At 36.5% G+C, this 12,220-nt stretch carries 13 protein-coding genes; 6 read left to right on the top strand and 7 right to left on the bottom strand.

All coding sequences use genetic code 11. The features are described from left to right. Window positions 1-33 precede the first annotated feature (33 nt). Both ACIQLB_RS11490 and ACIQLB_RS11495 read right to left on the bottom strand, forming a co-directional pair. Complete coding sequence (locus tag ACIQLB_RS11490; protein WP_400725396.1) at window positions 34-777, bottom strand: SDR family NAD(P)-dependent oxidoreductase; 744 nt, start codon at window positions 775-777, stop codon at window positions 34-36. 15 nt (window positions 778-792) lie between these two features. Next, the gene (locus ACIQLB_RS11495; protein WP_400725399.1) at window positions 793-1,548 is read right to left on the bottom strand and encodes an SDR family NAD(P)-dependent oxidoreductase; all 756 of its coding nucleotides are present in this window, start codon (window positions 1,546-1,548) and stop codon (window positions 793-795) included. Between the two features lie 156 nt (window positions 1,549-1,704). On the opposite strand from ACIQLB_RS11495, the gene ACIQLB_RS11500 reads away from it, so the two are divergent. The 4 genes from ACIQLB_RS11500 to ACIQLB_RS11515 all read left to right on the top strand — a co-directional run bounded on the left by ACIQLB_RS11500 (window position 1,705) and on the right by ACIQLB_RS11515 (window position 5,512). Next, window positions 1,705-2,826, top strand: a complete 1,122-nt coding sequence (locus ACIQLB_RS11500; RefSeq protein WP_400725402.1) for a LuxR C-terminal-related transcriptional regulator — start codon at window positions 1,705-1,707, stop codon at window positions 2,824-2,826. A 275-nt stretch (window positions 2,827-3,101) separates the two neighbouring features. Further along, entirely contained in the window at window positions 3,102-3,650 is a 549-nt protein-coding gene (locus ACIQLB_RS11505; RefSeq protein WP_370047662.1) for an RNA polymerase sigma factor, read from the top strand. A gap of 531 nt (window positions 3,651-4,181) precedes the next feature. Beyond that, a complete protein-coding gene (locus ACIQLB_RS11510; RefSeq protein ID WP_400725852.1) occupies window positions 4,182-4,598 on the top strand; it encodes a MerR family transcriptional regulator in 417 nt (138 codons plus the stop codon). Continuing rightward, window positions 4,595-5,512: a DMT family transporter gene (locus ACIQLB_RS11515; protein ID WP_400725407.1), complete on the top strand. Its 918-nt coding sequence runs from the start codon at window positions 4,595-4,597 to the stop codon at window positions 5,510-5,512. Before ACIQLB_RS11510 ends, ACIQLB_RS11515 begins: the two co-directional genes overlap by 4 nt. 149 nt (window positions 5,513-5,661) lie before the next feature. On the opposite strand, the gene ACIQLB_RS11520 is transcribed toward ACIQLB_RS11515, so the two are convergent. The 5 genes from ACIQLB_RS11520 to ACIQLB_RS11540 form a co-directional block, all read right to left on the bottom strand. After that, window positions 5,662-6,105: a MarR family winged helix-turn-helix transcriptional regulator gene (locus ACIQLB_RS11520; protein ID WP_400725410.1), complete on the bottom strand. Its 444-nt coding sequence runs from the start codon at window positions 6,103-6,105 to the stop codon at window positions 5,662-5,664. Between the two features lie 23 nt (window positions 6,106-6,128). After that, window positions 6,129-6,533, bottom strand: coding sequence for a transcriptional regulator Spx (gene spx / locus ACIQLB_RS11525; RefSeq protein WP_400725413.1), 405 nt, complete (start codon window positions 6,531-6,533; stop codon window positions 6,129-6,131). 605 nt (window positions 6,534-7,138) lie between these two features. Next, the gene (locus tag ACIQLB_RS11530) at window positions 7,139-8,704 is read right to left on the bottom strand and encodes an ABC-F family ATP-binding cassette domain-containing protein (protein WP_400725416.1); all 1,566 of its coding nucleotides are present in this window, start codon (window positions 8,702-8,704) and stop codon (window positions 7,139-7,141) included. A 55-nt stretch (window positions 8,705-8,759) separates the two neighbouring features. After that, window positions 8,760-8,945, bottom strand: a complete 186-nt coding sequence (locus ACIQLB_RS11535) for an SE1832 family protein (RefSeq protein WP_285397488.1) — start codon at window positions 8,943-8,945, stop codon at window positions 8,760-8,762. A gap of 191 nt (window positions 8,946-9,136) precedes the next feature. Next, window positions 9,137-10,183, bottom strand: coding sequence for a PseG/SpsG family protein (locus ACIQLB_RS11540; protein WP_400725420.1), 1,047 nt, complete (start codon window positions 10,181-10,183; stop codon window positions 9,137-9,139). Window positions 10,184-10,459: 276 nt separating this feature from the next. Here ACIQLB_RS11540 and ACIQLB_RS11545 point away from each other — a divergent pair, with 276 nt between their 5' ends. Both ACIQLB_RS11545 and ACIQLB_RS11550 read left to right on the top strand, forming a co-directional pair. Next, window positions 10,460-11,305 (top strand): NAD(P)H-binding protein, encoded by an 846-nt coding sequence (locus tag ACIQLB_RS11545; protein ID WP_400725423.1) that lies wholly within the window; start codon window positions 10,460-10,462, stop codon window positions 11,303-11,305. A 264-nt stretch (window positions 11,306-11,569) separates the two neighbouring features. Next, window positions 11,570-12,124, top strand: coding sequence for an NADPH-dependent FMN reductase (locus ACIQLB_RS11550; protein ID WP_400725426.1), 555 nt, complete (start codon window positions 11,570-11,572; stop codon window positions 12,122-12,124). Window positions 12,125-12,220: the final 96 nt, after the last annotated feature.

Raw genomic sequence — 12,220 nt, forward strand, 5'->3', positions numbered from 1 at the left:
ATTTGTGGCTGTCGCTTTGCTTTCGCTACAAGATTATTGAGCTGTATAGCCGCCATCAACAAGAAGAGTAGTACCGTTGACAAAGCTTGCATCATCGCTTGCTAAAAATAGCACAGCTTTTGCTATTTCCTCTGGTTTACCAAGTCTACCTTGTGGATGAAGTGAAGCTAAATATTCTTTCTTTTGAGCATCTACTTCGGAGAGTAGGGGAGTGTCAATGTATCCCGGACATACGGCATTAACACGAATACCTTCTTTTGCATAAGCAGTACATAAGTTTTGTGTTAACAGTTTTACGCCACCTTTTGCAGAGGAGTAGGCTGTTGGAGCTGGTAAGGAAACAAAACTATGAATGGAACCAGCATTAACGATGACACCGCCTGTACCTTGTTTAAGAAACTGTTCAATGGCATATTTATCAGAAAGAAATACACCTGACAAATTAATATCGATCGTTCTTTTCCATTTTTTGTATGATAATTCATGTGCTGGAGCATCATCAGCTACACCAGCATTTGCATACATAATATTTAGCTTACCGTATTTATTAACCGTTTCATTCATCATGTTTTGGATTTCTTCTTCTTTTGTTACATCTGTTTTGATGAAAAGAGTATCATATCCATTACTATTCAATTCTTCTGAGATGCTTTGTCCACGATCAGAGAAATCAGCAATAACTACTTTTGCTCCTTCTTCAACAAATAGGCGAACAGTCGCTTCACCAATGCCACTTGCGCCACCTGTTACGATTGCTACTTTATCTTTAAGTTTCATATTTAATCCCGCCTTTTATTTTGCTGTTGCTCCACCATCAATGACGAATTCGGCTCCTGTTGAGAAAGAAGACTCATCAGAGGCTAAAAACAATACCATCTTAGCCACTTCGTTGACAGAGCCTAAACGTCCTAATGGGAAGAGGTTTTTACCTAATTGCTCTTTAGAGTTACCTGTTGTTTTTGATGCATAGTCTGCCATTCCAGTATCGATGTAGCCTGGATGAATAGAGTTTACTCTAACACCAGCGTCGGCATATTCCATCGCTGCATCCTTTGTCATAATACGGACTGCGCCTTTACTAGCTCCATATAAAACATGCCCAGCAGCTCCAGTTAAACCTGCTATCGATGAAGCATTAATGACAGAGCCTTTATTTTGTTTAGCCATTAGTGGCATAATATGTTTCATTCCAAGGAATACGCCTGTCACATTAATGGACATTAAACGATTCCATTCGGCTAATTCAATTTCTGCCAGAGGCTTGATAATATAAATACCAGCATTGTTGAATAGAACATCAACTTTGCCAAAAGCATGGATTGTTTCATCTGCAACCTTTTTCCAATCATCTTCGTTGCCCACATCATGACGTACGAAAAGTGCTTCTCCATCAATTGCTTGGATATCCTTTACTACTGCATTTCCTGATTGTTCATTAATATCAGTAATGACTACTTTAGCTCCTTCTTTAGCAAATAATAGTGCAGTCTCTTTACCGATTCCTGTACCGCCACCTGTAATAATGGCTACTTTGTTTTCTAGTCTCAAAACAACCACGCACCCTTCATTTTTGGATTCAAAAGATCTAGTGATACTTCCATCATACTCGTTTCATTCTGAAATACTATCCTATAAGATGCTGTATAATATTGAGTTAATATCGTCCATTTATAGGGTAATGGATTGTGAAGGAGCAGGATTTATATGACCCATTCAAATGAAGAAGTTACATTTCAAGAATTCGTCTTGTTCATTAAAATCTATAGCAAACAGCTAGAAGAAAATATAAATATCTATCTTAATTTAGAGCCTTCTATTTCTGAGTCGGATCGAAAAAGGACTACGATGCTATTGGATTCGTTTATTCTTTTGTTAACTCATATTGATATTGAAGATATCAATGAAGAATATGGAGTTTATTTAGATACGTGGCTTCAATCACAATTATCCATTATAGATATGAGAAGCTTTAACCTGTTTCAATTAATACTTGAGAAGTCCTTGATTACCTTTATGATTCAACAGAAACATAGCCGAATGAACGCAATAGTAATGTTTTTACTATTGATGTTTACTTATCTTGTTCAAAGTTATAACAAATATGAGGAAGAGCATACGACAAGGTCCGAATCACATGAAAGTTTGGAACTGAAAAACCTCCTATTGTTAGATCAATTAAATAAGCTACTGATTCGTTGTTCTGGATATCAAGATTTAGCCTATATATTAAAAAAATGTGAAGAGTATTTTCAATATAAAAGATGTGTTTTTTATGCATATGTCCCATGGTCAAATCAATTCTACGGGGTCATTGGTGCAGAGCTTTCAAAAGTACAGAGCATGAAGGGGCAGCTCACTGCACAAGATTTAGTTTTTAGCTCCAAGAAACCGATTTATTTAAGAGATCCTAAAAATTATGTAAAAGAAGAGCATATAAAATTATTTGATTTGTCCTCTGTGATTTTTATACCGATTATTCATGAAGATCAATTGTTTGGGTGGCTGACATTTGATCAGCTTGGAGAAGAATTTGATTGCTCCAAAGATGAATTACAGTTACTTGAACAAGTTGGGAAACGCTTGGGGTTATTTTTATCAAGAAAAGGTGAAAAAACGGAGAATTCCTCTGAGCTTCACTTAACAGAACGGGAATCAATGATTTTGGGCTTACTAGCAGAAGGGTATGACAATAAAAAAATAGGTAGCTTACTGTTTTTAAGTGAGCACACAGTAAGAGATTATGTCAGCAGTCTAATGACAAAGCTAAAAGCAAAGAACCGCACTCAAGTTGTCGCTTCTGCCTTTCGATTGGGGCTCTTGAATTAAGTGTTTAAAATGTATGGAAAATCTGAATTCTTTTGAGTTAGGAAATTTAAGGAAATGCTATTGAATATACAATAAAAAAGAAGGGGTAGGGGCGTGTTATAAAGCTTTTCTCCGAATAATAAATATAGTAATAAAACATTATTTACGAATATTACAAGTGAAAGCATTTAAGCTTACACGATTGTAATGTAATTGAAAGCCAATACGATAGAGTGTAATACATTATTTTGCGAGAATGTGTATAGAAGCAAGAACAAGAAGCGGAGGAATACACAATGAATGAAAAATTAGAAGGCGTATATGAGGAATACAATCGTTACATATACCACTTATGTTTAAAACTTACTCGCAATAATGTAGAAGCTGAAGATTTAATGCAAGAAGTATGGGTAAAAGTTGTGCGCTATGAGGAAAGCGTTGCCGAGGTGGAGCATATTAAAGCTTGGCTAACAACAATTACAATGAATACATTTAGAGATCGCTATCGTAAAAAAACACGACGTAGTAAATACATGATGAACCAACCTGAAACATTAGACGTACCGATTTTAGATTTGGTTCCCAACAATGACATTTCAACAGAAGAAAAAATTGAAAAAGATATAGTTACTAAATTAGTACAAGATAAAATGGGTCAATTAGATACAATCTATCGTAAAACATTATGGTATTTCTACATAGACCAATTTTCACTTGCAGAAATCTCTACAATTATGAAAGTTTCAATTGGTACTGTGAAATCTCGTTTATTCCGTGCAAAAGCTCGTTTAAAAGAAATGCTAATGGCCGATGTATCCATAGTAGAGTCAGTGCTGCCAGCATAATTAAATGCATTGGTCGCACTAGCATAATTACTTAGACGGAAGTATTCGCTCGGCCAATCCCAAAAAAGATGCATTGCAAAATTACTTTGCGATGCATCTTTTTTTGATGGATTTTTATCGCCAATAAACCAGAGAACATCGCTGGTAAAAGTGCTAGAATCGCCGGTAAACCAGAGAACAACGCCGATAAACCGAGTCAAGTCCTTATTATTGTGTAAAATTCTATACAAAGTTTTTTAACCCTGACTTTAGTTTTGCCAAATTGTCCAGCTTATATTGGAATTCGCCGCTAAAAGTGTGAGTTGCGCCGCTAACCAAGGGAGGAACGCCGCCAAAACATAAAGATGCGCCGCTAACCAAGGGAGGAACGCCGCCAAAACATAAAGATGCGCCGCTAACCAAGAAAAGAACGCCGCTAAAACTTGAAATCCCGATACCTGTATTCCGTAATGAACGGTACAGGTTTTTTTATTAACTTGACTTAGAGTTAACTCTAAGTTGTAAACTAACTTTAATCAAAAGAGAGGGATGATGTTATTGTATTCCATTAGTAAAGCTGCTGAGATGTCTGGTATTAGTCCATATACATTAAGATATTACGAAAAGATTGGGCTACTTCCCCCACCAAAAAGACAAAACGGAGGAAGGCGTTTTTATACGGAAACTGATATTCGATTCTTGTTATTCCTGAAAAGTTTAAAAGAAACAGGAATGTCTTTAGAGGATGTTAATGAGTTTATTATAGACGGTTGTATTTTAGAAAAAATTAATTCCGATGTGAAATCGTCACAACTTACTCCTTCTATAAATAAACGTATCGAGATTTTAACTAAGCACTTAGAGAAAATGGAAATTAAAAAGAAGGAACTTGAAGAAGTAATTTCAACAGCGAAGGAAAAACTAGATACCTATTATTCAATCCTGAAAGAGGAAGTGGAAATCAAGTGAGGCATTTGAAAATATATCTTATGTTAATCGGCTTCTCCATTTTTACGGGAGCTACCTTTAATCTCGCAAAATATACAGTTGGCTATTTTTCTCCATCATCTGCTGCGGCATGGCGTTTCGGCTTAGCCGCAGTGGTAATGCTAATTATTTTAATTTTTTCTGAAGGTATAAAGAAAAGTCAATTAAAAAAGAATGCCATTTCATATATTGTTCTTGGAATAGTGGGGATCTTTGGATTTAATGCTTTGTTTTTTGTTGGTTTGCAATATACATCTCCTGTTAATGGGGCATTAATCATGGGACTGAATCCAATATTAACGACGATTTTCGCACGAATTATATTAAAAGATAGTATTACAATAAAGCAAGTAGTCGGTATACTCTTTGCCCTTATTGGTGTTTTGTTAGTTATTACACACGGTTCTATTGAGACTATTAAAACTCTATCAATTTCAGGTGGTGATTCAATAATCTTTGCAGGCAACGTTTGCTGGGCACTTTACGGTGTACTTGGACGTCGATTTATTAAGGACGCTACTCCGCTATCTACCACCACTTATACGATGATTACTGGTGCTGTTAGTTTAATAGTGGTTTCTTTATTTACTTCAAATCCTGTCTCTTTACCGAACATTTCGATTGGAGCTTGGGGCGCAATTGCCTTCATGGCTTTCTTTACAAGTGTTTTGGGTTACCTTTGGTGGAATCAGGGGATAAAGGAGATTGGGGCAAGTAAAACATCTCTATTTTTTAATCTTGTTCCTGTTGTAACAATGATTATTTCATTTGTTATTGGAACACCGATAACGGTATTTCAAATTATTGGGGCTATGTTAGTTATAGTAGGTGTTTTAACGGCTTCGGGGGCAATAATTATTTCTAAGCGCAATACGGATGAACGAGCAGCTATATAATAGGTCATTCAGGGAAACGATCAATCTTTATTTCAAATATACAAATAGAGGGCAAGAGGAAGGGGAGTTACCCAAAAATTGAGCCAACAGAAAAACACCGTAAAAAGTTAGATGCATGTCTAACTTTTTAAGGCGTGAAAATGAAGCTTTTACTCATGTCGATTAGGCTCAACGTTGAGTAATTTTGCAAAAATATCTCGTAATGTTTGTACCTCATCAGCTGACAGCATACCAAACATATTTTGTATAAGTTCGGTAACTTGCTGACGGGAATCTTCTAAAATATCTTCGCCTTCAGCTGTAATTTTCAATTGGGATGCTCGTCGATCTGTTGCATGCTGTGTTTTTTCAATAAAGCCAGCATTAATGAGCTTACTTGTTAAAACAGTGACACCACCTGTTGTCACTTTTAACCGATCAGCAATGGCAGAAGGGCGCTTTGGACCCTCCTGCGATAAGTAGTCTAAAATTAAAATATGGGATTTTGAAAAGCCGAGTACATTATGATTATTCCACTCGTTTGCCCACTTACGCTCAATGGAAGATACTACTTCAAACAACGAGGTAATGGCTCTTTCTTTTTCTTGATCCATATAAGGTCAACTCCAAAACTGTTTTAACTTTCTTGTGCCAATCTTGTCATCGCGTTTAACTCGTAAGCACGTACTCTGCGTGGAATAAAACGACGAATGTCCATCTCATTGTACCCAACTTGAATACGTTTTTCATCAATTAAGATCGGGCTTCGTAACATTCTTGGGTGAGCTTGGATGATTGAAAACAACTCTTGAATAGAGAGCTGATCAATATCAATATTTAGATTTTTAAAATCATTTGAGTTAGTTGCGATAATTTCATCTGTTCCATCTTCTGTCATGCTTAAAATTTCTTTAAATTCAGCAAGTGTTAGTGGATGTGAAGTAATACGTTTTTCTTTATATTCGATGTTATGATCTTTTAACCATTTTAGTGCTTTTCTGGATGAAGAACAGCTCGCTTGTGAATAAATTGTAACTGTCATTCTTCATTCCCCGCTTTCTTTTTTAGGATTATATTTAATATATATCTTATTAGTAAGTTAAATAGGTTATACACATATCTTACTAGTAAGCTATATATAAATCAATAGTTATTTGAAAAAACTTAAACAAAAATGATAATTTTTTTAACTACACTAAAATATACGCACAAAAGAGCGAAAAGTTTCACTAATTCAGCTTACAATGATGTAAGATTTATTAAATTTTACTAATAGATGCTTATAGAATAAAGAGAGCTGTTCTAATATAGAGAGAAATAGTCTGAATTAAAGGAGATAGATATATTGTTAATCCACTCATTATTAATATGATTGAATACAGGTTTTTATGCCTAGATAAATAAATTTTTGTTTTGGGCTAAGAAGAAGGCCATTTCCAAAAGCTCAAGTAGGTTGGGGAACTGCTCGGGTATGCCGGAAAACTGATCAGGTAGGTGTAAGAAGTGCTCAGGTACTCCAAAGAACTGGTCAAATACGCAAGTATAGTTCCCAGAAACTTTACCCACGCCAAATGTTAAGCACAAAAAAGAGGGCAGCCCCGAGTGATCCATGAATCACACCGGTAACTGCCCACAGTGATAATATTTCTAGCTTTGTTGTCCTGAAGTAAACCAGTCTTGGACATTCCAAACCTTTGTTGCTAAACCTTCATAAAAATCAGGTTCATGGCTTACTAGTACGATTGTGCCTTTAAATTCTTTCATGGCACGCTTTAGCTCATCTTTTGCATCGACATCCAAGTGGTTTGTCGGCTCGTCAAATAGAAGCCAGTTTGCTTCATCCATCATGAGCTTACATAAACGTACCTTTGCTTGCTCACCACCAGATAAAGAATTAAGTGGGCGAGTAATATGATCCGTTTTTAGTCCTGCGCGTGCTAATGCTGCACGTACTTGTGCTTGCTCCATAGAAGGGAAGGCATTCCAGACATCATCAATAGGTGTAATTTTTTCAGCTTTTACTTCTTGTTCGAAGTAAGATGGGTAAAGATAGTCACCGCGAATCACTTTTCCATCTAGCGGATTTATTTTGCCTAACATCGTTTTTAATAATGTTGATTTACCGACACCATTCATACCGACTAGAGCAATTTTTTCCCCACGTTCAATAGCGAATGTAAGTGGAGGAAGTAACGGCTTGTCCTTGTCGTATCCAATGACTAAGTTTTCAGCCTCTACTACATAACGACCAGAAGAACGTGCCTCTTTAAAACCAAATTCAGGCTTTACAGCTGTTTCAGGACGGTCGATACGCTCTAAGCGGTCAAGCTGCTTGGAGCGAGATTTTGCACGACCAGTAGTTGAGTAGCGCGCTTTATTCTTCGCAATAAAATCTTCTTGTTTTTTAATGAATTCCTGTTGTTTTTCATAGGCATCGATATGTTGACGTTTATTGATTTCAGCAAGCTCTAAAAACTTTTCATATGTCGCAGTATAGCGAGTTAATTTTGAAAATTCTAGTTGGAAGATAACATCCACCGTTTCATTCATAAACTCTGTATCATGCGAAATTAATAAGAAAGCGTGTGGATAGTTCTTTAAATAGTTTTTCAACCATGTAATATGCTCTTCATCAAGATAGTTTGTCGGCTCATCTAGTAATAATACTTTTGGTTTTTCAAGTAATAGCTTAGCTAGTAAAACCTTTGTACGTTGACCACCTGAAAGAGCAGCGACATCACGGTCTAAGCCGATTGCGTCAAGCCCAAGACCTCGTGCAACCTCATCAATTTTCATATCAAGCGAATAGAAATCACCTGCATCCAGAGCATCTTGCACCTCAGCCATTTGCTCTAGTAAATCTTCCAATTCTTCAGGTGTTGCTTCAGCCATTTTTCCTGTAATTTCATTGAGCTCTTCTTCTTTTTTATATAAAGGAAGGAAAGCGTCACGTAATGCATCACGCATAGTTCGGCCGGCTGTCAATACAGTGTGCTGATCTAAATAGCCGTAATGCGTTCCAGGAAGCCATTCAACTTTACCAGTATCATGGATTGCTTGGCCAGTAATGATGCCCATTAATGTTGACTTACCAACACCGTTTGCACCTACTAGACCAATATGATCACCTTCAACTAGACGAAAAGAGACATCTTTAAAAAGCGTACGGTCACCGAATGAATGACCTAAGTTTTCAACTGTTAATATTGCCATATATGTTCCTCCGAGATAGCGGCTACGTTTTTTTGACCGCTAGATATTGTCATGCTTAAAGTTCTGCTAATTGTTTATTTAATTCCGCTAGCGTTGCTTCCATATTTGCAAGGCGTTGCTCTGCTTTTGCTACTTGATCATTATGACCTGTAGATTCAAGCTTTTCGATGTCGCCTTGTAAATTCATATAATCCATTTTAAGCTCTTTAATTTGATATTCAATATCACTTTTTGATGGCATGATGATTGCTCCTTTATGTGTATATTTGTATAACGAATGCGTGTAAAAGCGATGGAGGTTTTTTTATCCCCCACCGCTTATTAGTTACTATCAATCGGGTACTTATGATGCTTGAATTCACTTCTTGTAATTACAGATAAGTGAAAGTGAAAGTTCTACTATATTGTATCATATCCACCTGCAAAGAATCATTAAGTAGAAGCGATATTGTGCCGATCATAAGCGAAATCTAAAAGCAATGACTGTAGTGCTTCATTATTACTTGCAAGATTGAGCTGTCGTTGTTTTTTAACAGCGCGTTCGCTTCGGGCCTCATGTAATAAAAATTCCATGACAGCATTTTGAATCTGTGATTGCTTCATTTTGCGACCAAGTCCAAGATGAATAAAGCCATTCTGTTCGCGAGGGAAGGCATGTAATAGCTCAGCCTCAGTTTGTGCAAGAGTAATACAAGGAACACCATAAGAGGCGATTTTATAAGGAGTATAGTTAGCATTACAAATAATAATATCTGCTTTGGGTAATAGTTTTAGGAGTGCGTTTTTATCACGAAGAATGGCTGTGTTACGACGACTAAGTACCATCATTTGCAAATCATCTGTTGCATGACGATAGCTTTCATCAATCATCACTGTAATTTGTAGTGGGATTTGTAGCTGCGTTAAGTGTCGAAGGGTACGGTAGGTTAAGTTATGCTCGTCCCCATCCTCAAAAGCAACAACAATATGAGGTGGGTTTTCAGGTATTTTACTGTCAGGTCTATCATCAAAATTCTGATAAGCTTCTGGTAATGCAAAATTGAAGCTGCCACCAATATAATGAGATGGTAAATAATCTTTAACCTCTTGATAGAGTGCTAGCAATACACAGTCACAGGCTTGACCACCCTCACCAAAATCATCAAAATGAATGATTGTTTTGCAGAACGGTCGTAAATTTTGTATTTGCCAGCTTTCAGAGTTACGGCCATCTCTTACAATTAAATCAGGCTGAATACCTTTCATTTGCTTTGGCAGCTCATCGAAATGTTCAAATAAGATTGGCGAGAGATTTTCATTCATTAAAATTTGAATCCCATCATTTGAAGGGGTCTTTACAAATATGAAAACTTTTTCATTTGTAAGTAGCTTTGCCAGCGTTGCAACCCGTTCAAAAGGATACAGCCCTTTATCGATACAGCTTTCAATAATGAAAACTATCGTCTTTTTTAGTTCCATTGCTTGAGTTTCGTTTTGCAAATGTATCCCATCCTTTCATTCGTCTATTTAGACTATGGTGAATAATGGGCAAGTATGTGTAAAAAAATAGGATTATTAAATCAATATCGCCGAGGCATAATTGATAAAAACCTAAAATTAAATGAGGAAGAGCTCCTTCTTTGGCCGATAAATAAAGTAGAGTTTGTGGAAAGATACATAGGATTGTTTCAGTTTTTTAACAAAAATAGAGGCTAGATAATTTTGTTCCGGCAGTGGGGCTTCTGGAGCAAATGAGCTTTGAAGGGGGTACAACCAATGGGAATGCGCGCAGCGATTGTTGTAGGGGCTACTGGATTAACTGGTACTTCTCTTGTAGAACAATTATGTGAAAATGATGAATATGTTTCGGTTACGGTTATTGCACGAAGAGCACCAGCATTTACGCATCCAAAGCTAGAAGTAAAAATTCGTAATTTTGATACTTTAGAGGAAAAAGATATCGAATTTGCACATGAGCTTTATTGTTGTTTAGGAACAACGATTAAAAAAGCAGGATCTCGAGAGGAATTTGAGAAAGTTGATTTTGAATATCCGCTAACGATTGCCTCGTTAGCAAAAAATCGAGGAATCCCACATATGTTAGTTATTACAGCAATGGGGGCAAATGAAAAATCTCCAATTTACTATAATCGAGTAAAAGGAAAGCTTGAACATGATCTTATAGAGCTAGGCTTACAGAGACTTTCAATTATTCGTCCATCTTTATTGACTGGGGAGAGAGAGGAATTTCGCTTAGGTGAAAAGGCGGGAGAGAAGGTTTTGAAATTCGCAAAGCCACTATTAGTTGGGCCATTAAAGCGTTCAAGAGCTATAGAAGCTTCTCAGGTTGCGAAGGCAATGATAGTTATTGCGTTGTACGGCGATAAACAGCAAGTTACAATTTATCAATCTCAGGATTTGGCTAAGTTAGATTTTCCTGAAACGCATGATGAGGATGTTTCAAGGGAGCAAATATTTAATTGGGATAAGCGCAAATTATCGGGTTCTAGCGATGCAGGAAATAAAGTAAACCGTGAAGTCGTGATTAATCGAGATAAATATAAAATAGAGGAAACCGTTGTAGATAAAGAAGTAAATTTTCAACGTCGTGAGGATAAATAAAAAGTTCATCACCATAACGTGTGGTTGATTTCCGTTCCGACTGGGCGCAGTCTTCACTCCAATCAACTTAAATGATAAATCTTTGGAAATATTATTTTAGAACAAGTAATCGACATACCAAAGCCTCTTCTAAAGCAATATTTCTTGAGGGACTACATTCCGCCTAAAGACTGAATTTATGGTTTTAACCACTACAATTCTTTCCGTGCTTCTTTTCATTTGTTACAATATTATTGTAGAAATGAATGTGGAGGCAAAGTGAAAATGAAAATTTTACTCGTTGATGGCACAATGTTTGGTCGTAAAACTGGTGCTATTTTAGAGCAAGTGGAGCAATATATTAAAGAATTAGATGCAAGTTTCGACTTAGAAATTATGCATTTTAGTCAATATAAGCATCAAATTGTAGACGGTTCACCGTTAAATGATGACATGAAGGAAATGATTCAAAAGTTCGAGGAAGCGGATGCGTATATTATCGCTACACCGATTTTCCAAGCATCGATTCCGGGCGTTTTAAAAAATGCATTTGACTTCTTGCATCCGAAAACAATGCGCTATAAGCCAGTATCAATCGTGGCGAATGGTGGCACGTATCAGCACCATTTAGTAGTAGAAAATCAGTTGAAACCAATTTTAGACTACTTCCGTGCACTTGTAACGCCGAACTATGTATATACACACACATCTCATTTTGATGCAGATAATAAGATTGTCGACGAAGATGTTCATAATCGTTTACGTGAATTAGCTCGTGTTTTTGTGCAATATTGTGAAATGAGCAAAACATTGCCGAAAGAACCGATTGATCAACATTAAAATAATATCTTTATCCCTTGTGCAGTGGAAGGAAATCACTGTGCAGGGGATTTTTCTTTTCAAGAATCCATTTACGATGTGATAAAATAGAATTTT

The organism is Lysinibacillus sp. NPDC092081 (assembly GCF_044755845.1).
Classification (GTDB): Bacteria; Bacillota; Bacilli; order Bacillales_A; family Planococcaceae; genus Lysinibacillus.